The organism is Aequorivita sublithincola DSM 14238, assembly GCF_000265385.1.
GTDB lineage: Bacteria > Bacteroidota > Bacteroidia > Flavobacteriales > Flavobacteriaceae > Aequorivita > Aequorivita sublithincola.
Window position 1 is genome coordinate 3,302,235 of sequence record NC_018013.1, and the last position, 26,025, is coordinate 3,328,259.

The following is a 26,025-nucleotide window of genomic DNA, read 5'->3' on the forward strand; positions in this document are numbered from 1 at the left end:
TACCAACTGCGACTGAACACGGAACACTTATTTTATCCGTTTACGACGATTTGTTTCATAATCACTAAATATCATTTCACCCAAACCTTTTAAACCTGTATAAAATGCTTTTCCCTGATTTGCAGCTGTAAAATGTTCAACGAATTGCATTAAATAAGGATCTTCAGCTATCATAAAAGTTGTGATTGGAATGTGAAGTTTTCGCGCTTGTGAAGCCATTGCGTAACATTTGTTCACAATATAACTATCTAAACCGTTGCTGTTTTTATAATAACGTCCGTCGGGAAGCCTTACACAACTTGGTTTACCGTCGGTAATCATAAAAATTTGTTTGTTGGTGTTTCGTTTTCTTCTTAACAAATCCATTGCCAATTGAAGTCCTGCAACAGTGTTTGTGTGATAGGGTCCAACATTCAAGTATGGCAAATCCTTAATTTTAATAGGCCAAGCATCGTTTCCGAAGACTAAAATATCCAAGGTGTCTTTTGGATAACTGGTTGTAATAAATTCCGAAAGCGCCATCGCTACTTTTTTGGCTGGTGTAATTCTATCTTCACCGTAAAGAATCATACTATGACTAATATCTATCATTAACACAGTACTCATCTGGGTTTTGTACATGGTTTCTTCAACAACCAAATCGTTTTCTGACAGCGTGAAATCGCCTATACCGTGATTTATTTGAGCATTTTTGAAGCTTTCTGTCATTGAAATCTGCTCTAGCGAATCTCCAAAACGATAATCTCGAAACTCGCCGGCTTGCTCATCACCTCTCCCAGTTTGTTTGGTTCGATGGTTTCCCGCGCCACTTTTTCTGAGTTTGCCGAAAATCTGCTCCAAAGCACGTTTGCGAATTGCGCGTTCCGTTTTTTCGGTAATAGCCAAACCGCTTTTACCGTCCATTTTTATTTCTTCCCGCAGATAGCCTTTCTTTTTTAAATCTTCAACAAAATCGTCTAAAGTGTAATCTTCGGTTGTAAGTTTATATTCGTCGTCTATTTGTTTTAGCCAATCCATTGCTTCATCAAAATCGCCAGAAGTGTGCGTAATCAATTCTTGAAAAATATCGAAAAGTTTATCGAAGGGCGATTGATCTTTTGGAGTATGTTTGGTAAAGACAAAACCGCTTTTAGCATCATTTTTATTCATCTTCTAAAATTAAAACTTTACTTGTTTAAAATAAAAGACAAAACGTTAAACTACTACCAAAATAAAATAAATAAAAAATCATCAAATGAGTTATTAATTTATTGGTTTGTGTCAATTGGCAGTATTTAACAATTTAGTTAACAGTTATTTATGCGAGGTGCTTTCCATATTTATATAATTTTAGAAATGAAAAATTAATCAACTTCTAAAACTTATTATTATGGCAGAAATTAAAATTGAAAAGAAAAAACCAATTTGGCCTTGGTTTATCCTTGTCTTGATCATTCTTGCGGCTATTTATTTTTTTTGGTATTATAACGACAATAAGCATGATGCAGATGACGATTTAATGACCAATGACTCTATAACCCAAATAGACAATGATCAAATTTACAGAGAAACCAACGAGGATACCACATCTCTTTACGATGGATCCTACGGTGACGTTGTAAATGAAAAAGCAATCGCTGATTATCTTACTTATATAGATAATGAAAAAATGGGAGTGGATCATCAATTTACTAATGGGGCATTAATGCACCTCATTACGGCCACTGAAGCTGAAGCTAGAAATATGAATGTTGATGTGAACGCTAATTTGGAGCAAGCAAAACAGCAAGCAACCGAAATTACAAAAGATCCCACTTCATTAAAACATGCAGACAAGATAAAGATAGCTGCTGGAGAAATTTCTACCGCACTTAAAACGATTCAGGAACAAAAATTTCCGAATTTATCTTCTGAAGCAGATATGGTAAAAACCTTAGCAAGCAAAATTGACACCAAGATGGCAACTCTTCAACAAAAAGAAGATGTAAAAAGTTTTTTTGACAATTCAGGTAAACTTTTGCAAAATATGAATGCTCACGAAAATGATAACCAATAAAAAATCAAACTATGAAAAAGGAAGAAAAGCATTTATATAACCTTAACGAACTTTCAGATTATAAAGTTGCAAGCGACGATCCCGATGTAAGGAATTGGGAAGTACGTGATGCAGATAACCGCGTAATTGGTAAAGTGGATAACCTTTTGGTAAACAAAACCGCCAAACGAGTTGTCTATCTTGACGTGGAAGTGGATAATACTATAATTGATGCAAAACACGATCCATACGGACGTCCCCAAAATATTGAGATTCGCGAATTTGTGAATAAAGATGGAGACAGCCACGTTATTGTTCCCATTGGAATGGTGAATCTAGACATTGACAATAAAATGGTTCAAGCAAATGGTATTAACCACAGAACTTTTTCTGAAACCAAACGTTATCGTAAAGGAGATCCTATAAATCGCGAATACGAAGTTATTGTGCTTGATTCCTACAATCGTGATAATTTGCCACCAGAAAATGTTTATGAAGAAGATGAATTTTATGAAAGAGATGAATTTGACCGAAAGCGATATTCAGATAGAAAATTGTAATGTTTTCTAGTATCAGTTTAAAACGAGGAAAATTTTATATTTTCCTCGTTTTTTATATTTCTACCATAAGATTCTTAGCTAAAGCTTTTTATTATGAAGTAATATGTTGAAATTGTTTTAAAGAAAAATGATTAGATTTGAATTGAAAATCAACAATATAAACTCCCATAGCTTTATGAAGAAATTCAGTTTAATATGTTTAACCTTATTATTAGTATTTGCCTGCAAAGACAAGCCAAAAGATAATACCAAAGAAGTTGCAGTAGTAAAAACCTATACTATAGAACAATTTATGGGTAATGAAAATGCCTCGGCGAATGGCTTCTCTGCTGATAAATCGAAAGTACTTATAACCAGCAATCGTTCTGGAGTATATAATATGTACAACGTTTCTGCGGAAGGCGGCGAGTTTACACCCATAACCCAATCTGATAGTGCTTCGGTTTATGGCATTTCATATTTTCCTGAAGACGATAGAATTCTTTTCAGAATGGATGGAAACGGTGATGAGATTTTCAAAATTTTCATGAAAGATAGCAACGAAATTAAAAGGTTGACTCCTGAAAAAAATGTGCGTGCACTCTTTCAAGGCTGGGCTAAGGACGGCAAAAGTTTCTATTACAACAGCAACGAACGCAGTGCACAAATGATGGATGTTTATGAAATGGACATTGCTACCTTCAAACCCAAACTTATATTTAAAAACGAAGATGCGATGGATCTTGGAGGAATTTCAGCAGATAAAAACTATATGCTTCTATCAAAATCAATAACTACAAACGACAGTGATCTTTATCTTCTAAATCTTAAAACAAATCAAAAAACTAAGATCAACGAAACTATCAGCAAGAATACACCAGAAGATTTTTCACCTGATGAAAAATCATTTTATTACACAACCGATGTCGATTCTGAGTTCAGTTATTTAATGAAGTACAATATTGAAAACGGAACCAAAGAAAAAGTTTTAGAAAAAGATTGGGATATTAGTGCATTCTACTTTACATATAACGGAAAATACCAAGTTTTATTTAGCAATGAAGACGCCAAATCAAAAATGTATGTTACCGAAGTTGCAACTGGTAAGGAATTAAATTTTCCCGATATAGATGGGCAAGCAATTGAAGCTGCAAGTTTTTCTAACGATGAAACAATGGCATTATTGACTGTTGGCAGCTCCCAACTTCCTACAAACACTTACTCCTATAATATAGCTTCTGGCAAATATCACAAACTTACCGATGTTTTAAACAAAGAAATAAATCCTAACGATTTGGTTGAAGCAACAGTTGTTAGATTCAAATCTTTTGACGGATTGGAAATTCCCGCTATTTATTACGAACCTAAAAACGCAACAGTGGATGAAAAAGCTCCTGCATTAGTTTGGGTTCACGGTGGGCCAGGTGGACAGTCTCGACAAGGTTTTAATTCTTTCATACAATATGTAGTTAATCACGGTTATGCCGTTTTGGCCGTCAACAATCGCGGCAGCAGTGGTTATGGCAAAACTTTTTATAGAATGGACGACCAAAATCACGGTGATAAGGATTTAAAAGACTGCATTGCAGGAAAAGACTGGTTGGCAAGCCAAGAAATGATAGATAAAGATAAAATAGGAATTCTAGGTGGTTCCTATGGTGGATTTATGACGATGGCTGCGCTGACTTCTGCCCCTGAGGAATTTAAGGTTGGGGTCAATATTTTTGGCGTTACAAACTGGATGCGAACTTTAAAAAGTATTCCGCCGTGGTGGGAATCTTTTAAAGATGCGCTATACCAAGAAATGGGCAATCCAAATACTGCAGATTCAGTTCGTTTGAAGCAAATTTCACCCTTATTTCATACTGAAAATGTAACAAAACCCTTAATGGTATTGCAAGGCGCACAAGATCCTAGAGTTCTAAAAATTGAATCTGATGAAATTGTTGAAGGCGTGAAAAAGAATGGCGTTCCGGTGGAATACGTAGTTTTCGAAGATGAAGGCCATGGATTTGTAAAGAAGGAAAACGAAATTGAAGCTTACGGAAGAGTTTTGAAATTTTTAGATAAATATTTAAAAGATGCGGGCGCAACCAATTTAGATAATACAAAAACAGATTCAACTGAGATAAAGTAAATTACTTTTATAATATTCCAATCTTTTCTGAATGTGCAATTGCTTCGTGACTATTAGAAAAATAGCAAGTTGCAACATTCAAGGATTCGATATTTTGTAGTGTTTTTTCCACAAGCTGTTTTGTCTTTCGGCCAGTTTGCCTAATATATATGGCTTTTATGTTTTCAGGAAATATTTTCACAATCCGTTCATATAAAAAAGGATCTTTTTGAGAATCGTCGCCTAATAAAACATACTCTAAGTTTGGGTAAAACATAATTATATCCTTAATCTTTTCAAATTTATGATCGTGGCTGCCCCTTCCGGTGAACAGAAAATCTGAGATTCCTGTCTTTATTTTTTTAAGTTTAATTACAGCCTTCGGAAGTTGATGTAGTCGAGCGAAAGAGTCTATAAATTCATATAAATTCCACTCGCTACTAGAAACATAGAAAAACGAATTTGAAGCCGTATCATTCTCCTGTCCGGCTCTACTCAACGATTGGTAATGCGGCACTACATCTTCAAAAATCTTTCGTTTGTTGATATTTTTAAGTAGGAGCACATAAAGCTTTTTCAAAAAATTACCACTGTGAGAAACCAAAAAAGTATCATCAATATCAGAAATAATTCCAAATTTACTTTCAAAAGGTTTTAGCAATTCAGAAGATTCTACAATGCCGAAATCGTAAATTTTACAACTTACTTCATACGAATGCCAACCAGGTTCGAGTTTTTCGGTGTAAGGAATGGTAAATCGAAAATAACCATCGGCCAAGGTTTTGGTAAACACATCAATATTTTTGAATCTTAGTTTTACTGCAACATTCTCTAATGGTTTTATACGAAACATATGGATAACAGAAACCGCATGACGAATTCCTCTACGATCCAATCGATATTTATCTGGCGCCCAAGACTTAAAAACGTGACCAAATACCACCAATTCCTGATCGTTTACATAGCCACGGTATAGTTTTAAATCTAGCTTCAATTAATTGATATTTCGTTAACGGTTTCGCATTTACAAAATAAGTATTTTTAGGCTCAATCTTTACTAATGAAATCAGAAAAATATATTTTACTAATTGTCAATCCTATTTCGGGCGATAGTGACAAAACTCTCATAATTGATACGGTGAAAGATGAGGTTGCCAAAAGAGGATTTGGATTCCAACTGTACGAAACTTCAGGTGAAAACGATAAAGAAAAAATTTTTTCGCTTGTAAAAGAACTAAATTCAACTCGTATTTTAGTTGCGGGTGGCGATGGAACTATCTCCTTGGTGGCAGAATGTGTCTTAGACAAAGATATTGTCGTGGGCATAATTCCTGCGGGATCTGCTAATGGAATTGCTGTTAACTTCAATCTTCCTGAAGATCTTACCGACCAACTCAATATTGCATTTTCAGACTGTACCTTGAAGTTGGATGTTCTTTTTATAAACAACAAACTTTGTCTGCACATTGCAGATTTGGGCATCAATGCGGAGTTAATTAAGAATTACGAAAATTCGGGGATTCGAGGCAAGTTGGGTTATTTTTTGCAATCAATTCCCACACTTATTAATTCTGAAGCACCATTTCATTTTGAAGTTGAAACCGAAGATGGCATTACTAATGAAAGCGGTGTTTTATTGGCAATTGCGAATGCAAACAAATTTGGAACGGGCGCCACAATAAATCCAAATGGCAAAATGAATGATGGAAAGTTTGAAATTCTCATTTTTAAAAATCTCAACTTCATCGAAATTTTTAAAACAATAAACGAACAACCAGAAATGTCCTCAGATTTTGTACAAGTTATTTCAACAAGCAGCGCCGAGATTCGTTGTAAAACAAATGTACCTTTCCAGATAGATGGTGAGTTTTTAGGAGAAATCAAGGAGGCCTCCGTAAACTTAAGAAAGGAAACTCTCTTGGTGGCGGTGCCAGAAATGTTCTGTAAATTACATACTATAACTACTTAAAGATGAATATTCAAAAAGTATCTTTCACTAACAAAGATAAGGAGCAACTAGCAGGCAGACTGGAACTCCCGTTAGATCAGGAACCACATAACTTTGTGATTTTTGCACACTGTTTTACTTGTACTAAAAACTTGACCGCCGTAAAAAATGTTGGTAGAGAATTAACCGATGCAGGGTTTGGTGTTCTTAGGTTTGATTTCACTGGCTTGGGCGAAAGCGAAGGCGATTTTGAAAATACAAATTTCTCCGGAAATGTAGATGACCTTATTGAAGCCGCAGATTTTTTGAAAAAGAACTTTATGGCTCCTACCCTGCTTATTGGCCATTCCCTAGGTGGCGCAGCTGCTATTTTTGCTGCCTCAAAAATAGAATCTATAAAAGCTGCCGTAGTTATTAATTCGCCCAGCCATCCTTCGCACGTGCTACATTTGTTGAAAGATAGCCAACAAGAAATTAATAAAAACGGCAAGGCAAAAGTGAATTTAGGCGGAGTAGATTTCACCATAAAAAAACAGTTTTTGGACGATCTTGAAAACAAATCGCTTATTGATGTTGTTAGTAATTTTGGAAAAGCACTTTTAATCTTGCATTCGCCTCAAGATCCTACTGTTGGTATTAAAAACGCTGAAGAGATATACAAAGCAGCTCGTCATCCAAAAAGTTTTATTTCTTTGGATGGAGCGGACCATATGCTTTCAAACAAAGAAGATTCAAAATATGTAGGACAAGTTATTGCAGCCTGGGCAACGCGCTATGTTAATGTCCCAGAAGTTGAAACAGTGAAAACCAAAAGCAAAGTTGCTGCAAGTTTGAAAGGCGACGATAAATTTACAACGCATTTAAAACTGGGAGACCATTCTTTTATTGCCGATGAACCCACCAGCTTTGGAGGAAATAATTACGGTCCTTCGCCATACGAATTTCTTTCTGCCGGACTCGCAGCTTGTACAGTAATGACCATCCAGATGTATGCGAAAAGAAAGAAGTGGGAAGTTGAAAACGTTACTTGCCACATCAATTATTCTAAAGATCACGCCATAGATTGTGAAGCCTGTGAAGAAGATTCCGCAAAGATTGATACCTTTACTCGCGAAATTAATTTGAAAGGTAACCTTTCCGAAGAACAGAGAAAAAGACTGTTAGAAATTGCTGATAGATGCCCAGTACACAAAACATTACACAGTAAAACCCAGATTATTACAAAGCTCATAGAATAATCTGAGATATTGAAATAGTTCAATAAACTCAAAATAAAATGCTAAGATTTATTTAAAATTTTGATTTCGACCAATTGAAATCATACCTTTAATAATCTTAAAAGATGTAACCAACATTAATAATTAAAAAATCTCCAAATGAAAAAATTAGGAATATTAGTTGCAGCCCTTGCTATCACAGTATTTTTAGGCTGTAAAAATGAAAAAAAAGACATGGATAACCCAGACGGAATGAATGATTCCATCGAAATGGATTCCTCTGCAGACCAAGAAGCACCAAAAACAGTTTCCGTAGTTATGGAAGCAAAAAGTGGAAGCACGGCTGAAGGAGAAGCCTATTTTACCGAAGAAAACGGAATGGTAAAATTAGAAGCTAAATTCTCTGGTTTAAAGCCTGGTACGCACGCTATCCATATTCACGAAAAAGCAGATTGCAGCTCTGAAGACGGAAAATCTTCTGGAGGTCACTGGAACCCAACCCACGAAAAGCACGGTAAATGGGGCGATGCTGACGGATATCACAAAGGTGATATAGGTAATTTTGAAGTTGGTGATGACGGTAGCGGTAGAATCACAATGCAAACTGACGAATGGTGTATAGGTTGTGGCGATGAAAACAAAGATATTGTTGGCAAAGCCGTAATTATTCACGAAGGTACAGACGATTTTACTACGCAACCTACTGGTGATGCTGGTGGACGAGTTGCTTGTGGTGGGATTATAAAATAAGCCGACCTTAAATATTTAAATTAAGCCATCCCAAATTTGGGATGGCTTTTTTAATACATCAAAAGTCCCTAAATTTTGAAAGCCAAAAAGGCTAAAATTTTCCTTTTAAATAAATATGAATTATAAAATTACTATTATTGAAAAAAATAACGTTTTTCAGTCTTTCTTTATGAGTAGAACTATCCGTTTCCTTTTTCTAGCTATTTTTATTTTCTTCAATTTAAATACTTTAATCGCCCAAGACCGTAAAGATTATGGACTTCTTTGGGAAATTAAACATAAGGACAGCAACAAAAAATCATATTTATTTGGCACGATACACGTCAAAGATAACCGAGCTTTTCAGTTTAGTGATTCTGTAATTCCGGCAATTAAAAATTCTGAAATGTTTGCCTTAGAAATTAACCCCGATTCCGTTTATACCGATTTTGGCAGAAATTATGTTTCAAAAGAGTCTGAAAATGTTTTCAAGAAAATTTTGTCTAAAGAAGATTACGAAAGACTAAAAGTTAGATTTCAGAAAGTAAACAAAACAGATCTTGACAGTTTTCCAATTTCGCATCCGCAATTGATTGAATCTATGCTAACAAAGGAGCAGAATAAGCCAGATGATAGACGCACATTCCTAGATGCCTATCTCTATGGAATTGCTTTTAATAATAACAAGGAAATAACAGGTCTTGAAAAAATTGAAGATCAAATTCCTCTACAGAAAGATTTAGATGAAAAGGATTTGAAAAAAAGCATTCTAAACATCTTGGACAGTAGCGGTCCAGACTTAAACAAGCAGTTAGAGGAGCTAATCCTAATTTATTATGATGGTAATATAGATAATATCCTGAACTATGTAGACAGTTTTGGTCCAGCCGATAAAATAATGGTGAGTCGCAACAATGTTATGGTTAATAGCTTAGACAAAATAATGCAGAACAAAACAGTTTTCGCCGCTGTGGGAACGGCTCATTTACCGGGAAAAAACGGGATGTTGGAACTGCTTACTAAAAAAGGATATACTGTCCGCAAGATGGGCGCCAGTTTTAATGATGAAGAACAACAATTCGCTATAAAACCGAATACAGATCGCTGGCAAATTAACACGGACGAATCTTTAGGATATAGCGTTTTAACTCCCACAAAACCGATTCCATTAAAAATTGGAGATAATTATGAAATGCTCACCAGCACCGACCTTATTTTTGGTGGCACGTTCCATTATATGGTGCTTGATTTAAGAAATCAAAATCTAAAAGAAGGTTTTGACTTTGAAGAAAATATAATCAAAGGTCAACTTAAAGACTCAACGTACTCTGTTCTAAAAAGAAAAACATTTTTAATAGACAGTGTTCCATTTACTGAGGTTTTTATTCAAAAGGAAAAGAGTGTTTCCCGAATGCAGTTTACGCTAGTGAATAAAATTATATATACTTTTTTTTCAGAAAGTTCATTAGAAGAAGTTACCTCACCCTATGCCGATGCTTTTTTTAATTCAATAAAAATTATCACTCCAAAAGTTGAACCGTCTGTTTGGCGAAACAAAACAGATAGCATTGGAGCATATAGCATTCGTATTCCAGAAGCTGAATTGGATCGTTCCTACGAAGCGCCTAACCCGAATGGCAGCGAGGAATCGCCTTATGTTTTAAACATCTTTTCATCTGAAGATAAAGCGAAAAACACAATCTACCTCTTTAGATATAATGATCAACCCGTTGGCTATTATTTAAACCAAAAAGATGATTATTATATCTACTTCGAAGACTTTTTCAAAGAACGAGGCACGCCCATAGGTGAGCCAAAAAACATAACAATGGACGGCGCTGAAGGAAAAGAATATGAGCTATTGTTTTCTGATAAATATCACACAATAGCAAAGTTGTTTTTACGTGGAAACCGAACGTATTTATTAATGGCGCAAACTTTCAACGAAAGTGAAAAAATCGCAGAAGATGATGAATTTTTCTCTTCTTTCAAACTTCTACCTTATGCCGACGCCTCTTTCGATACGATTGTAAACATAGATGAATATTATTCCTTTAAAGCTCCAAGTGAAAAGGTTGTAATTGAAGCAGAATCTGTTGGCGGTTTATCGGAATATGGCTATATAAAAAATTACAGTTCCCTTGATCTTAAAACTTCTGGCACCTATTTGGTTCAGCAATCAAAACTGAAACCATACGTGCGGAAAAAATCTCTTCAAGCTTTTTATGATGATTATATTGAAGTGCTCACCGATTATAATGACTCTCTAACAAGCAACATTCCAACCACTATGGCTGGAAAACCAGCGCGCGAGATTAGAATGCAAAACTCCGATACAGACGTAAAACAAAGAATGAAATTACTTCTGGACGATGATACTATCGTGCTGTTTTTAACCTATTTAGGCGATGAAGAAATAAATGAGCCAAGAGTGGATGAATTTTTTAATTCTTTCGAAATAAAGAAGAAATCAAACAAATTTGATCTTACTGATTCAAAAGCAGATTTAATTTTCAAAGACTTAAAATCCAAAGACTCAACGAAATTTATAGCAGCCAAAGGAGCTTTGTCATATTATGATTTTGATGCTTCTGAATACAAAATCTTAAAAAAGAATTTGAACAAACGTTATGCTGACGACACCCTCACTTATGGTGTGAAATATTATATAATCAATGCACTAACTTCCCTTGAAAAACCTGAAACATTAAAAACACTTACCGATTTTTATAAAAAAGAAAAGAACAGCTACAATGGAAGTTTGGAAGCTCTTGAACAAATATTAATGCTGAAAAACAGCGAAGCAGCAGCAACCTATTTTGATTTATTGGAAAATCATAAACCCGAAAGAATTTCAGACAATCCTTACGAGGTTTTAAGCACATTATCAGATACTATTCCACTATTCATCGCCAACGATGCACGTTTTTCAAAACTTGCAGATATAGATGATTATAGAGACCAACTCTCAGAAATCTATGTTTACAATATTTCTGGAGACAGTCTTAACGGAGACAAAATGCCGCTATTTAAAAACAAACTTATTTCGCATTTATACAAAGATTCTCAATTATATATTGACACAATAGCCCGAAAAAACAACGACTACCTAACTTACAGTCTCATTAGCAGTTATATTAAACTTTCCAAAGATATTGGTGGAAAGAACCCTGAAGTAAGCAAAACGTTGAAGTTGCTTTCAGAAAACATTAAAAAGGATGGATGGTTGCGAGCTGAAGCTTTAATAACTTCCGTAAAGTTAGATATTGAAATAGACCCTAAAATCTGGAACGAAGCTTTAGAAGATTTATATTCTCGATTTGAACTGATGGAAGGCCTTGTAGATGCTGAAAAGACCGAAATGATTCCAGAAGAGTATTTACAGCCGAAGGAATTTGCCAAACTATCACTTTACAACACAGCTGGAGAGGAATATGACGAATATCCTAGCGCTTTCAACTTTTTGGGAGAAACTATAGTAGACGACAAATGTTATTACACGTTTACTTATTCCTTTGGAGAAGATAAACGTGAAGATGAACAATTCCTTGGAGTTGTAGAAGAAACTGCCATAGATTTTTCAAATTTCAAATTGGCCAACGTATATCTAGACTGGGAATCTGTAGAAGAAAACTGGCAAACCCAAGCCACCAAAATCATTAAAGAAGCTACCAATTCCGAAGATTCTATAATAGAAGAATAATCCCAAAAAAGTAGATAAATGCAAAAGTCCCGCGTAAGCAGGACTTTTTGAATTCATGAATAATAATATTTTAAATGTTTAATGCTCTATCATCTGTAGCAGCAAGCGCGGCTTCTTTAACAGCTTCCGCATAAGTTGGGTGCGCGTGGCTCATTCTTGCAATATCTTCAGCGCTAGCACGGAATTCCATCGCAACAACGGCTTCAGCAATTAAATCTGCAACGCGGGCGCCTACCATATGAACGCCTAAAACCTCATCAGTTTTTTTATCTGAAAGGATTTTCACAAAACCATCGGTATCACCACTGGCGCGACTTCTTCCTAAAGCACGCATTGGGAATTGACCAACTTTATATTCAACTTTCGCTTCTTTAAGTTGCTCTTCAGTTTTTCCAACAGAAGCAACTTCAGGCCAAGTGTAAACCACGCCAGGAATTAGGTTATAGTCAATATGTGGTTTTTGTCCAGCGATTATTTCAGCAACCAAAACGCCTTCTTCCGAAGCTTTGTGCGCCAGCATTGCCCCACGAACTACATCACCAATGGCGTATATGTTTTTAATATTTGTTTGAAGATGGTCGTTAACGTCAATCATACCGCGTTCGGTGATTTTCACGCCAGCGTTTTCAGCTTTTAAACCATCTGTGTAAGGTTTTCTTCCAACGGAAACCAAGCAATAATCACCTTTGAATGTAACTTCTTTATCGTTTTTATCGGTTGCAGTAACGGTTACTTCTTTTCCCTTTTTAGAAACTGCGGAAACTTTATGCGAAAGATTGAATTTCACACCTTGTTTCTTCATAACCTTTAACAATTCCTTGCTTTGAGCAGCATCCATTGTTGGGATAATTCTGTCCATATATTCAACTACAGTAACTTCTGAACCTAAACGATGATAGACTTGACCTAGTTCAAGACCAATCACGCCACCACCAATAACTACAAGGTGTTTCGGTATTTCTTTTAAACTTAATGCTTCAGTAGAAGTTATAACTCGGTCTTTATCAAGTTTTATAAAAGGAAGCGTTGAAGGCTTGCTACCAGTAGCAATTATAGTATTTGCAGCTTCAATGGTTTCAGTTTTCTTACCATTTGTGATTTCAATGTGGGTAGCATCTTTAAAAGCGCCCATTCCTGTGAAAACGTCAATTTTGTTTTTGTCCATCAAAAACGCAATTCCTTTGGTAGTTTGATCTACAACCGAAGCTTTGCGTTCTATCATTTTTTTGAAATTCAGCTTTATATCGCCTGGAATCTCGATGCCGTGTTCTTCAAAATGCTTCATAGCATCTTCGTAATGATGCGAAGAATCTAACAATGCTTTGCTGGGAATACAACCCACGTTTAGGCAAGTTCCACCCAAAACACTATATTTTTCAATGATTGCGGTTTTCATACCCAATTGTGCGCAACGTATTGCTGCTACATATCCTCCAGGACCTGAACCTATTATTGCTACATCATATTTTGACATCTTGAATCTTTTTTTAAATGAAGTGGCAAAGGTACAATACTGTTCATTGGTTTTAAAGTTTTTTTGAAAGTGTTCAGTATTCAGTAGCAGTATTCAGTTAACCATATTCGTAGGCTCGTGATTTATCGCGTGCCAATTAATTTTCCTGCTTTATTTGTGATGCAGAATAGGAACAAAAATATTTTTAATATAAAAACTTACTCATTGCTTTTTATATCATTTAAAATCCAGTCAATTTCTGGATCTCTTTTTGCTTCTCTATCAGCTCTTGTGGGTATAATTTCTTTATCTACTGTAACCCCAAAACCATCGGGCTCAACGTTGTAGAAGGTTTCAATTTGCATTAGGCCTAAGCGCATCACGATTTTAGAATTGGGCAGTTCATAGCCTTTCATAATTCCTGCGACCGTGCCATTATAAGCGCCGCCTGTTTCCTGACCTACAAATGTTGCTTTATTAGTTGCTTTTAATTGTGTGGAAAGAATGGAAGATGCAGAAAAGGAATTCCCGTTTATTAAAACGTATAGCTTGCCTTTATAATTTTGTGGATTGGGTTTGTGTTCTTTGGAAGATTTTAATCTGTAGTAAATAGTACCATCTATTTTCTTCGTTTTAAGAAGATTGTGGGTTATGATTACTGGAGCAAAAACTATAGCCAAGCCCTTAAGAAAAACTGGGCTTGTATTGTTTACAAAACTAGGTAGAAATGGAATTCTGGTAGTAACTTCACTAGGTTCCACAAGTGTGTATGGAGTTTCTGTAAAATAGGAATACAGGTTATCAATTTCATCTAAACTTCCACCGCCATTGTTTCGCAGGTCTAAAATCATAGTTTTAACTCCTAAAGAGTCTATGGTTTTAAAACTTTCTGCATAAAAATCCTCAGGGTTTCCATTAGAAAAACCTCTAATTTTCATATAAGCCACTAAGCTGTCAGCGCCTATTAAATCAAATGTTCTGGTATATTCATTTTTACTTTCTATATATCCTCGTTTACTATTGTATTTTCTTTTTAAACGCTCTGCAGTTCTTTCGGCTTTTCTTTCTTCTTTGGTTAATTTTTTCACAACCAATTTATCAATACTATCATTTGCAATAGAATCTTTGGAATTTTCTTTGGCATCCTTTTTCTTCTTCCAAAGTATAGTTCGAGTAAAAATTGAATCCGTGTTTTTAAAAGTTACGTGAATGCTATCTTGAAAGCCATTGTTTTTAAGGTAATAACGCGTAAACCTTGAACCAACAATACCATCAAATAAGGTTTTATTGAAACCATCACTCGCAATCAGAGTATTATATTTTTCGATGAGCTCTTTTGGTGTTTTATCTTCTACAGCCGCGACCTCACTCCCAATAAGCAAAGATTCCTTGCCCTTGGCGTTGGTAAGCCATAATGTGTTTTCAAGATATTCAAAATCCATGGTGTTAAAAGCAAAGGCCTTATCTTTATAATTCTTTCGCTCTTTTCGGCTTCGCTTTATGTTTGGAGGACTAATACTAACGTGACCTTGTCTCACACTTCCAACTACTGGCGCAAGTTTTTCATAAAAATCTCTACTAGATAAAGGAGTTTTAATAGCATTTTTCAAACTATCAAATTTAAAATCCATTTGTTCTTTTGGTGTATATTGATACAACCGTGGATGGTACTTTTTTAGCTGATTATATGCAGCATCAACATCTTCTCTCAGTTCTTGTGGAGAATGTAGTTTGCTAATTTGTTCATTATATTTTTTGATGCTGCTACAGGAAGTGAAAATAATAGAAGCTATGAAAAGAAGTGATTTTATGTGCATTAAGTACTTTTTTAATAATCAAAAATTAACGATGAAAGTTCTAATTTTAAGACACATAAATACGGATTTAATTTGAATAATTAAAGTGCCTTTATTTTTATATCCGTCTCAAATTTCGCAATTTTGTGCAACAACCAAAAAACTACGATTATGGCTTTCAAACCCGCAGACAATATTCAGGATTTACAATACTTTGGCGAATTTGGCGGAGTTAATCCTTCCATTTCAGATTCTTCAACCTATACCTTTCTTTCAGCAAAAACTATGTTCGATACTTTTGAAGGAAATGCAGACGGCTGTTATCTCTATTCGCGTCATTCCACCCCTTCCAATTTATATTTAGGCAAAGCATTAGCTGCGATGGAAGGCACCGAAACCGCAAATGTTGCAGCTAGCGGAATGGGCGCGATAACCCCAGCGATTTTACAACTCTGCAAAGCTGGCGACCACGTAGTTTCTAGCCGAACAATTTACGGTGGAACTTATGCTTTTCTAAAAAACTTTGCTCCAAGATTGAATATTGAAACGGCTTTTGTAGATATCACGAATCTTGAACAAGTGGAAAGCTCAATTACAAAAAACACAAAGATCATTTATTGCGAAACCGTTAGCAATCCACTTTTGGAGATTGCAGATATTGAAGCACTTTCAAAAATTGCTAAAAAACATAACTTACAATTGTTGGTTGACAATACGTTTTCACCTTTAAGCCTTTCTCCTGCTGAAATGGGAGCTGATGTGGTTTTGCACAGTTTAACAAAATTCATCAATGGAAGTAGCGACACCATGGGCGGCGTAACTTGTGGAACTCAGGATTTTATTAATAGCCTTCGTAGCGTGATTGATGGCGCAAATATGCTTTTAGGCCCTGCAATGGATAGTCTTCGTGCGGCTTCAATCTTGAAAAACCTTAGAACACTTCATATTCGCATAAAACAGCACAGTGAAAACGCTTTGTATTTAGCTGAAAAGTTTGAAGCTGATGGTTTAAAAACTGTTTATCCAGGTCTAAAATCGCACTCTGGTCATGAACTATTCAAAAAAATGATGAATAAGGAATACGGTTTTGGTGGCATGTTAACTATCGATGTTGGCGGAATTGATAAAGCCAACGAATTGATGGAACTGATGCAAGAACGTAATCTTGGATACTTAGCAGTAAGTCTTGGTTTCTACAAAACGCTTTTCAGCGCGCCAGGTTCTTCCACTTCTTCAGAAATACCTGAAGAAGAACAAAAGGAAATGGGTCTTAGTGATGGATTGATTCGTTTTTCAATTGGGCTCGATAATGATATTGCGCGTACTTATAAGATGATGCGGGAGTGTATGGTTGAGGTTGGGGTTTTGTAATTAGCGCTAAATTTTTAAAGAATTTTTGGACATTCCTTCTGTGTTTTTTATAGTGACTCTATAGTTAAATTGGTCATATTAGCGAATATTTTAATTTTTGGCGTTTGAGCATTTGGTGTGGCAGAATCTGTCTTACCTGCCTGGATAAAATAAGTTTGTTCTGCATCAAGCTGTAAAATTTTTACTACCGTAACAGTATGTATTTTGTCATCTGTGATTTCTGTATAAATTGATGTAGAAGGTATTCTACCAGAATTATTTTTTGAAAGATAAAATTCAACAGATTTAATATCAGGAGCATAGGGAATCATTCCGTTCATAACTTTATAAGTGATTGTATAAGTTACCTTAAATGGTGCAGAACTCGGGGATCCGGTATATCTAATTCCATTCAAAAGTAAATCGACATTGGCGCTTCCGTTTCCAGCAGCAAAACTTGCAGGCAAAGCAAGGTTATCATTATATTGAGAAAATTGGAAATCTACATCATCTTTTAAAAATATCTCTCCATATTTCGGTGCTACACTTCCTCCAGCAGTTGGTGTTTTCCAAGTAACATTTCCTGACCCATCTGTTTGTAGAACTTGATTATTAGCTCCACGTGTATTTGGCATAATATAATTTGTATTGTTGTCAGTGCGTCCAATATTTAATTTACCCGCTGTTTTAACTTCGGCAATACTTGTATTTCCAAGAACAACTTGGTTTGCTAATGTGGTTACTGCTCCATTTCCAAAAGCGGATGAGTTTGTTTGAATAGCTCTACTAGCCTGACCTACCGCAGTTGAGTTAGAACCTGTTGCTTGCGCATCACGCCCCACAGCAATAGTATTTGAATTAGTTGCTTGGGAAATATCTCCTATTGCAACTGAGTTATCTCCAATAGCTTGAGCAACTTGACCTACTGCTGTTGAACTTGCACCTTCTGCTTTACTTCTTAAACCAATAGCAATCCCGTTCGTTTTATTTGGATCATTAAAATTAGATTGCGCTCTATTACCGATAGCTACAGAATTAGCACCAAATGATTCTGATGTATCTCCAATTGCTATGGAACTAGAACCTCGTGCTTTGCTTAAAACTCCAATTGCCACTGCGCTTGCAGTATTTGCAGATATAGCTTCTGCCCTAGAACCAAGAGCAACCGCATTATTTGTAGTTGCCCTTGCACCCTCTCCTAATGCAACTGATCTATCTCCGATTGCCTCAGCTTCCGAACCTACCGCAACTGACCGGTATTGATTCGTAATAGCATTTTTTCCTATTGAAACACCCTGTTCAACATTATTTAAACCGACGCGAGAATTTTCGCCAATTAATATACTTTCTGTTAGATTTATTGGCACAATCTGTCCACTATTTGTAAATTGAACACGTTCGATATTCTTTACTCTAAATTTTATTGGTTTATCATTTATAGTTCCTAAAAAGTCGGCGTCTACAACGGTGTTTCCCCTTAAATTCCATTTATCAACAGAAGCCGCCGGTGTCATTTGTACCCAAATAGTTCCGTTCCAATAAACATATCCAGGAGTAATTGGATTATTTCCAATAATTGTTGCTGTATTGAATATTAATGTTCCTGCAACCAAAGCACCTCCGTTGGGATTTATAACGGTATTAGTATCAATATTTCCCCTTAATGCATAAGTTGGAATTAATAAACCGCCAGGTATGGAACTGTTTATTTCCAAAGCAGCTCTGGGTGTTGTTGTTCCAACTCCCACCTGAGCGTAGGATGAAAACGTTATTGCAAATACAATTAAAATTGGGGATAAAAATTTCATAAATTAATTTTTCGCAAACTTACAATTGTTTAAGTTTTTTCCTAATGATAATTAACAATTTATTAATGACAAAAAAAACTTTGTATTAAAGAAACAAGAAGAGTCCTAGAGTTTAAATTAAGTAGACCAGATTATTTTTATTCATTTTTGTTTAATTTGCATACCTTTTCACAAAATCGTAACATTACATACCAAAAAATATTACTTCCGTATGCAAAGCCAAGACATCAAGCCAACAGATCCCAAAGACGACCAAGTTGTAGAAAACGTAGAACTGAATATTTGGGAGGCACTGATTCCTGTTGTTGCATTGATTGCAATGTTGGCGTACAATGTACTTGTGGCTTATAATGGTGAAGACGATAACCCTTTAGGAGGTAGTAATCAATTTGTTCTTTTGCTTGGCGCTGCCGTAGCTGCTATTGTTGGTTTTTTCAACAAAGTGAATTTTGAGCAAATGGTAGAGGAAGTAGCTGTAAACATAAAATCTACAGCTAGTGCTATTTTAATTCTACTAATGGTTGGAGCTTTGGCCGGAACTTGGCTCATAAGCGGTATTATACCAACGATGATTTATTATGGTCTACAAGTATTGAATCCAACAATTTTTCTTGCCGCCTGTGTTATTATTTGTGCAATAATTTCTGTTGCAACGGGAAGTAGTTGGACAACTTCAGCAACGGTGGGTATTGCCTTAATTGGTATTGCAGATGCTCTGCACGTTCCATTAGGAATGACGGCTGGTGCTGTGCTATCTGGCGCCTATTTCGGTGATAAAATCTCACCAATGAGCGATACAACAAACCTTGCTCCAGCAATGGCTGGAACGGATTTGTTTACTCACATTAAGTACATGCTTTACACTACCGTACCTACAATCATTATTACCTTAATTGTCTTTATTATTATAGGTCTCAATTTAGATACTACCGGAAAAGCAGATACGCATTTAATCTTAGCTTCCGTAAATAAGGCAATTCACGTTAGTCCTTGGTTGTTTGTAGTTCCCGTTATAGTGATTGTGTTAATTATCAAGAAAACTTCTCCTTTAATCGCCTTATTAATAGGAACTCTTTTAGGTGGAGTTGCCGCATTAATTTTTCAACCAGAAATTGTAACCTCTATTGGTGGTGGAACTTCTTTGGATTTTAGAACAGCATATAGAGGAATTATGAACGCTATTACCATAGAATCTTCAATTCCAACAGACAATGAAGCACTAAAAGGATTATTTACCGGAGGGGGTATGAGCAAAATGCTTCCAACCATTTGGCTAATTCTTTGTGCAATGACTTTTGGAGGAGTTATGGATGCTATTGGTGCTTTGGCTGCAATTAGTAAAGCATTATTAAAAGTATTTCATACTGTTTTTGGATTATTTGCTAGTACCGTTTTTAGCTGTTTGGCATTAAATGTAACGGCGAGCGACCAATATTTAGCAATTGTAATCCCCGGAAAAATGTATGCAAAAGCTTTTAGAGATAAAGGCCTTGCTCCTGAAAACCTTTCGCGAACATTGGAGGATTCTGGTACTGTTACTTCTGTATTGGTACCGTGGAATACTTGTGGAGCCTATCAGAGTACTGTTTTGGGTGTAGATACACTTCATTATGCAGGTTATGCAATTTTTAACTGGCTGAGTCCTTTTATGACACTTCTTTTTGCCGCTTTCAGGATAAAAATTAGACAGCTCGCTTCTCCAGTAAAAGCATAATTTACTGTACATAAGACGATAAGACTTAAGACGTAGGACTACCTATTTTATTTCAAAAATAATTAATCGAAACAATTTTGATCTTTCATCTATTTTTAAAATATTTCTACTTCATTCAAACAAAGACATATAACTTTTATTTATTGTTAAAAAATTAACCTATTATCAAAACCTATCGGTTTATAAGTTAATCCATTCGTTATATCTTCCTTCAGCGGGCATACTTCCTATCTTTGCCGTAGTAAATAAACAATAACAATAAATAATAAAATATGTCATTAGTAGGAAAAAAATTCCCAAACATTACAGTAGATGCAATGAACGAAATGGGAGACACTTTTAAACTAAACGTGCTTGAAGAAGCAAAAAAGAACAACAAAAAAGTATTGCTTTTTTGGTATCCAAAAGATTTCACATTTGTTTGTCCAACTGAAATTCACTCTTTTCAAGAAGTACTTTCAAAATTTGAAGATAGAAATACAATGATTATTGGAGCATCTTGTGATTCTGCGGAAGTTCACTTTGCTTGGTTGAACACTCCAAAGGATCAAGGTGGAATTGAAGGTGTTACTTATCCTTTAATTGCAGACACGAACCGCAACCTTTCAAACGCACTTGGTATTCTTGATATTTCAAACGAACGTTATGATGAAGAAACAGGCCTTTTGATGGTAGATGGAAGTAACGTTACGTATCGTGCAACTTACCTAATTGACGAAGAAGGGAAAATTTTCCACGAAAGTGTAAATGATATGCCACTAGGTAGAAATGTAAACGAATACCTTAGATTGGTAGATGCTTACGCACACGTTCAGAAAAACGGGGAAGTTTGTCCAGCAAACTGGGAAGAAGGAAAAGAAGCAATGATCGCTAATCGCGAAGGTGTTGCAACATACTTAAGAAATTAATTATGGTAATTGAATTAAAAGATGATAGCCTGCAACAGCTGGTTTCTGAAGAAAAAAACGTAATCGTTCAATTTTCAGCAGGTTGGTGTGGCAATTGTAGAGTGATGAAGCCGAAATTTAAAAAGTTGGCTTCAGAAACTGAAGATTATAAATTTGTTTTGGTGGATGCTGAAAAATTCCCGGAAAGTAGAAAAATGGCGAATGTAGATAATTTACCAACTTTCGCAACTTTCAAAAATGGCGAATTGGTAAACCAAGTACAGACCAACAAATTCGAACTTTTAAAAGATCTTGTAGATGAAGTTACCAGTAATTAGACATATTCAAAAGAACAATTCCATTGAACAGATTGAAAACTGTGTGGAAGTTTTGGAGTCGTTTAGTGAATACAACCGAATCACAGACGAAGAACTAGACATCATTGGAGAGCTAATTACCAACCTTTGCGGCGCGGTAGAAGTTCATAAAATGATTGAAGACGGAATGCCAGAGCGCGACGCTGCAAATACATTTGCACAAAAAGTGTTGGGTTCTATAGACCGATAGCATTTAATAATTTATTTTGAAAAGTCCCTTTACAATTTTGTGAAGGGACTTTTACATTTAGAGGAATTCGTTTTCTTTAAGAACTTCTTGACACTTTAACAAAAAACGAATTGGTACCTTTATCCTTCATTTTTAAAAATTAAAATAATGGCTACAATAACATTAGGAGGAAACGAAATAGAAACAATTGGAAACCTACCAAATACAGGAGATACCGCTCCAGATTTTAACCTTACTGCACAGGATTTAAGCTCGAAAAAACTTTCAGATTTTAAAGGCTCACGCGTAGTGATGAATATTTTTCCAAGCATAGATACTGGTGTTTGTGCAACTTCGGCAAGAAAGTTTAACGAAGAAGCTTCAAAACTAGATAATACAAAAATTCTTTGCATTTCAAAAGATTTGCCTTTCGCCCAAAAACGTTTTTGCGCAGCAGAAGGAATTAATAATCTAGAAATGCTTTCAGATTTTCGTGATGGTAACTTCGGAAAAAATTATGGCGTAGATATGACAACTGGTGCTTTTCAGGGACTACATTCAAGAGCCGTGGTGGTTTTGGACGAAAATGGAAAAGTAATACACAGTCAACTTGTTCCAGAAATTGGCGAAGAGCCTAATTATCAAGCAGCATTAAAACCACTTTTATAATGTGGAATACCTATTTGGGAAAGCGTTTAAAAGGTGGCGGTTATGCCATAAAAGGCGCTTTCCTTTTACTTCGGAATGAAGCTAGCATACAGGTTCAAGCTATAATTGGTATAGTTATGACCATTGCTGGGTTCTATTTTGAAATTTCTGCAACCGAATGGATGTTTCAGATTTTATCTATTGGATTGGTTTTGAGCACAGAAGGCTTAAATTCCGCAGCAGAAGAGATTGCAGATTTCGTACATCCAGACTTTCATAATAAAATTGGTTTAATAAAAGATATAGCTGCCGGCGCTGTCTTTTTTGCTGCTTTAACTGCTGTTGTCATTGGATGTATAATTTATATTCCGAAGTTTTAGGTTTTAAAAAAATGTAAAATCACATATCTTGTGAGTTAATTATTGATATGTTCAATTTTAAAAAGTATCAAAATGATAAAAACAAGAATTGGAAGCAAAAGTGATATTGAAGGAGTGCAACAGCTTCAAGAAAAATATTTATTTAAAAATCTATCCGAAAAGGATCGTGAAAATGGCTTTGTAACTACGCCTTTCACAATCGCACAATTAGAAGAAATTACTAAACAAAACGGAATCTTCATTGCCGAAAATGAAAACAATCTAATTATTGCCTATGCTTTCGCAGGAAGCTGGGAATATTTTAAACAATGGGAAATTTTTAATTTTATGGTGGCTCGATTTCCACAATTGTCATTCAATACTAATGAAATAACTGTGAAAAATAGTTTTCAATACGGTCCAGTTTGCATAGACAAACCCTACAGAAGCAAAGGTTTATTAAACCAAATCTTTGAAGAAATGAGGATTGAATTTGTCAAAAAATATCCAATTTCAATAACTTTCATCAATAAAATCAATGTGATTTCTGAAAAAGCACACACACAAAAACTAGGCTGGAAAATTATTGATGAATTTCAATTTAATAACAACACATATATCGGATTGGCTTTTGATATGAAAAATTCAGTATTAAATTAGAAAAATATAGTAGCTTCAATCTTCAAGACCTTAACTATTATAATAATGAATATTGAACCTGAAATCTTTAATTAATAGAACTAAAATTACATTTGAAAACTACCAAACTATTGGCAAATTTGTTTTTTATGTTAATTTGAAATTTTCCTCATTGATATTTGTATTTTTGCTGAAAAGTCAACCGTTCCATTAATGGCCAAAAAGAAGAAAACAACCACAAAAACTCCGCGCAAAAAGATTAGTTTTTCGCTTTCCAAACAACAGAAAATACTTTTGGGTAGCTTTTTGTTTTTGTTGGGAATAGCTTTGCTGTTCTCCTTTGTTTCCTACTTTTTTACTTGGCAAGCAGACCAAAGTGAAATCGGTTTACTTTCAGAACGTGAGCTGCAAACTCAAAATTGGCTTAATAAGTTTGGTGCAAACGTGGCTCATTTCTTCATTTATGATGGCTTCGGTATTTCTGCCTTTATTTTAGCTTCCCTTGTAATTCTTACCGGCGTTTATTATTTCTTTGATTATGCTAAAAAACAATTAGCCAAATTCTGGTTTTGGGGATTGCTATTGATGCTTTGGATTTCGGTATTCTTCGGATTCTTTGGCGAAAAAACGAGCATTTTCAGCGGAATTATAGGGTATGAAACCAATGACCTGATGCAAGATTATATGGGCTTTGTTGGTGCAATGCTCGTTATGATTTTCGTGTTGATAATCTATTTAGTAGTTCGGTTAAAACTAACTCCTGAAATGGCTGTAGATGCTTTGAAAAAGTCAAAAAAGCAAATTACTTCGGAATTAGCTTCGAATGAAATCGAAAACAAAATTGAAATCAAAAACGAAGATGAAGTTGAAGATGACGAAGAACTTCCAGAACCATATATTGAAGAAAAAGTAACCACTCCACCACCCCTTGAAAAAATAATTCTAAAGTCTGATATTGAAGGCGATGTGGAAATGGAAGTTGAAACCGCCACCGAGGAAGAAGAAGTAGAAAATAAAAGTGAACAGTTAGTAAAAGATTTTGGCGAATTTGATCCTACGCTGGAATTGAGCAAGTATAAATTCCCAAGTATTAATCTGCTACGCGATCACACAGTGGGTGCTGGAATTACAATTGACCAAGAAGAACTTGAAGAAAACAAAAACAAAATTGTTGAAACGCTAAACAATTATAAAATTGGTATTTCCAGCATAAAAGCCACAGTAGGACCAACCGTAACACTTTATGAAATTGTGCCAGATGCTGGAGTCAGAATTTCAAAAATAAAAAACCTTGAAGACGATATTGCGCTTTCCCTTTCAGCATTAGGAATACGTATTATAGCGCCAATTCCAGGTCGTGGAACCATTGGTATTGAAGTGCCAAACAAAAACCCAAAAATGGTTTCCATGCGCTCGGTGATTGCTTCTGCTAAGTTTCAAAATGCAGAAATGGAACTTCCCATAGCTTTTGGTAAAACTATTAGCAATGAAACATTTGTAGTAGATCTTGCCAAAATGCCGCATATGCTTATGGCTGGTGCAACGGGTCAAGGTAAATCGGTTGGTTTAAATGCCGTGCTTACTTCACTTTTGTACAAAAAACATCCTGCTGAAGTAAAATTCGTTTTGGTAGATCCCAAAAAAGTGGAACTTACACTTTTCAACAAAATAGAAAGGCATTACTTAGCTAAACTTCCAGATACTGAAGAAGCGATAATTACAGATACAAACAAAGTGATAAACACCTTAAATTCACTTTGTATTGAAATGGACGCGCGTTACGATTTGCTGAAAGACGCAATGGTTCGTAATATTAAAGAGTACAATACTAAATTCAAAAACAGAAAACTAAACCCTAATGAAGGACATCGTTTTTTACCTTATATAATTTTGGTAATAGATGAATTTGCAGATTTAATAATGACCGCTGGAAAGGAAGTTGAAACTCCAATTGCCCGTCTAGCCCAGCTTGCAAGAGCAATTGGTATTCATTTAATTGTTGCAACGCAAAGACCTTCTGTAAACGTAATTACAGGTATTATAAAAGCAAACTTCCCAGCTCGTATTGCTTTTAGGGTTACGAGTAAGATAGATTCACGAACCATTTTGGACAATTCTGGCGCAGACCAACTTATAGGCCGTGGGGATATGCTTTTCACACAAGGTAATGAATTAACTAGAATACAATGTGCTTTTGTAGATACTCCTGAGGTTGCAGATATTACAGACTTTATTGGCTCACAAAAAGCATATCCAGATGCATATTTACTGCCAGAATATGTTGGCGAGGAAGGTGGCACAAATCTTGATAATGACATAGGGGAACGCGACAAATTGTTCCGCGAAGCCGCAGAAGTATTGGTAATTGCGCAACAAGGTTCTGCTTCATTATTACAACGAAAGCTTAAACTTGGGTACAACCGTGCAGGTAGAATAATAGACCAAATGGAAGCGGCGGGTATCGTTGGCCCTTTTGAAGGCAGCAAAGCCAGACAAGTCACGGTTCCAACGATTGATGCTTTAAATCAACTTTTAGATAACGAAACAAATAACAATTAA

Annotated in this window: 21 protein-coding genes; 16 read left to right on the top strand and 5 right to left on the bottom strand. The window is 35.5% G+C overall.

From position 1 onward, the window contains the following. Nucleotides 1-27 precede the first annotated feature (27 nt). A complete protein-coding gene (locus tag AEQSU_RS15060) occupies nucleotides 28-1,149 on the bottom strand; it encodes a vWA domain-containing protein (RefSeq protein WP_014783731.1) in 1,122 nt (373 codons plus the stop codon). Nucleotides 1,150-1,369: 220 nt separating this feature from the next. On the opposite strand from AEQSU_RS15060, the gene AEQSU_RS15065 reads away from it, so the two are divergent. The 3 genes from AEQSU_RS15065 (at nucleotide 1,370) to AEQSU_RS15075 (ending at nucleotide 4,690) form a co-directional block, all read left to right on the top strand. Next, nucleotides 1,370-2,035, top strand: coding sequence for a hypothetical protein (locus tag AEQSU_RS15065; RefSeq protein ID WP_014783732.1), 666 nt, complete (start codon nucleotides 1,370-1,372; stop codon nucleotides 2,033-2,035). Between the two features lie 11 nt (nucleotides 2,036-2,046). Further along, on the top strand, nucleotides 2,047-2,574 hold the full coding sequence (locus AEQSU_RS15070; protein WP_014783733.1) for a PRC-barrel domain-containing protein: 528 nt from the start codon (nucleotides 2,047-2,049) through the stop codon (nucleotides 2,572-2,574). A gap of 175 nt (nucleotides 2,575-2,749) precedes the next feature. Further along, complete coding sequence (locus AEQSU_RS15075; RefSeq protein ID WP_042492128.1) at nucleotides 2,750-4,690, top strand: S9 family peptidase; 1,941 nt, start codon at nucleotides 2,750-2,752, stop codon at nucleotides 4,688-4,690. A gap of 7 nt (nucleotides 4,691-4,697) precedes the next feature. Here AEQSU_RS15075 and AEQSU_RS15080 read toward each other — a convergent pair whose 3' ends face one another. Then, nucleotides 4,698-5,663, bottom strand: a complete 966-nt coding sequence (locus tag AEQSU_RS15080) for an App1 family protein phosphatidate phosphatase (RefSeq protein WP_014783735.1) — start codon at nucleotides 5,661-5,663, stop codon at nucleotides 4,698-4,700. Nucleotides 5,664-5,729: 66 nt separating this feature from the next. Between AEQSU_RS15080 and AEQSU_RS15085 the strand changes: the two genes are divergently transcribed. The 4 genes from AEQSU_RS15085 to AEQSU_RS15100 all read left to right on the top strand — a co-directional run bounded on the left by AEQSU_RS15085 (nucleotide 5,730) and on the right by AEQSU_RS15100 (nucleotide 12,266). Next, entirely contained in the window at nucleotides 5,730-6,638 is a 909-nt protein-coding gene (locus AEQSU_RS15085) for a diacylglycerol/lipid kinase family protein (protein ID WP_014783736.1), read from the top strand. 2 nt (nucleotides 6,639-6,640) lie between these two features. After that, nucleotides 6,641-7,855: a bifunctional alpha/beta hydrolase/OsmC family protein gene (locus tag AEQSU_RS15090; protein ID WP_014783737.1), complete on the top strand. Its 1,215-nt coding sequence runs from the start codon at nucleotides 6,641-6,643 to the stop codon at nucleotides 7,853-7,855. A gap of 138 nt (nucleotides 7,856-7,993) precedes the next feature. Then, nucleotides 7,994-8,584 carry a superoxide dismutase family protein gene (locus tag AEQSU_RS15095; RefSeq protein WP_014783738.1) on the top strand — a complete coding sequence of 197 codons (591 nt, stop codon included), beginning with the start codon at nucleotides 7,994-7,996 and terminating at the stop codon, nucleotides 8,582-8,584. Nucleotides 8,585-8,699: 115 nt separating this feature from the next. Continuing rightward, on the top strand, nucleotides 8,700-12,266 hold the full coding sequence (locus AEQSU_RS15100; RefSeq protein ID WP_014783739.1) for a TraB/GumN family protein: 3,567 nt from the start codon (nucleotides 8,700-8,702) through the stop codon (nucleotides 12,264-12,266). Between the two features lie 70 nt (nucleotides 12,267-12,336). Here AEQSU_RS15100 and lpdA read toward each other — a convergent pair whose 3' ends face one another. Then, nucleotides 12,337-13,740 (bottom strand): dihydrolipoyl dehydrogenase, encoded by a 1,404-nt coding sequence (gene lpdA / locus AEQSU_RS15105; RefSeq protein WP_014783740.1) that lies wholly within the window; start codon nucleotides 13,738-13,740, stop codon nucleotides 12,337-12,339. Nucleotides 13,741-13,937: 197 nt separating this feature from the next. Next, the gene (locus AEQSU_RS15110; protein WP_014783741.1) at nucleotides 13,938-15,536 is read right to left on the bottom strand and encodes a S41 family peptidase; all 1,599 of its coding nucleotides are present in this window, start codon (nucleotides 15,534-15,536) and stop codon (nucleotides 13,938-13,940) included. A gap of 150 nt (nucleotides 15,537-15,686) precedes the next feature. Between AEQSU_RS15110 and AEQSU_RS15115 the strand changes: the two genes are divergently transcribed. After that, nucleotides 15,687-16,886, top strand: coding sequence for an aminotransferase class I/II-fold pyridoxal phosphate-dependent enzyme (locus AEQSU_RS15115; protein ID WP_014783742.1), 1,200 nt, complete (start codon nucleotides 15,687-15,689; stop codon nucleotides 16,884-16,886). A 47-nt stretch (nucleotides 16,887-16,933) separates the two neighbouring features. On the opposite strand, the gene AEQSU_RS16280 is transcribed toward AEQSU_RS15115, so the two are convergent. Then, a complete protein-coding gene (locus AEQSU_RS16280; RefSeq protein ID WP_014783743.1) occupies nucleotides 16,934-18,673 on the bottom strand; it encodes an autotransporter adhesin in 1,740 nt (579 codons plus the stop codon). A gap of 211 nt (nucleotides 18,674-18,884) precedes the next feature. Between AEQSU_RS16280 and nhaC the strand changes: the two genes are divergently transcribed. The 8 genes from nhaC (at nucleotide 18,885) to AEQSU_RS15160 (ending at nucleotide 26,025) form a co-directional block, all read left to right on the top strand. Continuing rightward, on the top strand, nucleotides 18,885-20,387 hold the full coding sequence (nhaC, locus tag AEQSU_RS15125; protein WP_014783744.1) for a Na+/H+ antiporter NhaC: 1,503 nt from the start codon (nucleotides 18,885-18,887) through the stop codon (nucleotides 20,385-20,387). Nucleotides 20,388-20,659: 272 nt separating this feature from the next. Further along, entirely contained in the window at nucleotides 20,660-21,295 is a 636-nt protein-coding gene (locus AEQSU_RS15130) for a peroxiredoxin (RefSeq protein WP_014783745.1), read from the top strand. A gap of 2 nt (nucleotides 21,296-21,297) precedes the next feature. Next, complete coding sequence (locus AEQSU_RS15135; protein ID WP_014783746.1) at nucleotides 21,298-21,612, top strand: thioredoxin family protein; 315 nt, start codon at nucleotides 21,298-21,300, stop codon at nucleotides 21,610-21,612. Further along, nucleotides 21,593-21,841: a DUF6952 family protein gene (locus tag AEQSU_RS15140; protein WP_014783747.1), complete on the top strand. Its 249-nt coding sequence runs from the start codon at nucleotides 21,593-21,595 to the stop codon at nucleotides 21,839-21,841. Before AEQSU_RS15135 ends, AEQSU_RS15140 begins: the two co-directional genes overlap by 20 nt. Before the next feature lie 147 nt (nucleotides 21,842-21,988). Beyond that, the gene (gene tpx, locus AEQSU_RS15145) at nucleotides 21,989-22,489 is read left to right on the top strand and encodes a thiol peroxidase (protein ID WP_014783748.1); all 501 of its coding nucleotides are present in this window, start codon (nucleotides 21,989-21,991) and stop codon (nucleotides 22,487-22,489) included. After that, nucleotides 22,489-22,848, top strand: a complete 360-nt coding sequence (locus AEQSU_RS15150; RefSeq protein ID WP_014783749.1) for a diacylglycerol kinase — start codon at nucleotides 22,489-22,491, stop codon at nucleotides 22,846-22,848. The genes tpx and AEQSU_RS15150 overlap by 1 nt, the downstream gene beginning before the upstream one ends. 72 nt (nucleotides 22,849-22,920) lie before the next feature. Then, nucleotides 22,921-23,487 (top strand): hypothetical protein, encoded by a 567-nt coding sequence (locus tag AEQSU_RS15155; protein WP_014783750.1) that lies wholly within the window; start codon nucleotides 22,921-22,923, stop codon nucleotides 23,485-23,487. Nucleotides 23,488-23,679: 192 nt separating this feature from the next. Further along, on the top strand, nucleotides 23,680-26,025 hold the full coding sequence (locus AEQSU_RS15160) for a DNA translocase FtsK (protein ID WP_014783751.1): 2,346 nt from the start codon (nucleotides 23,680-23,682) through the stop codon (nucleotides 26,023-26,025).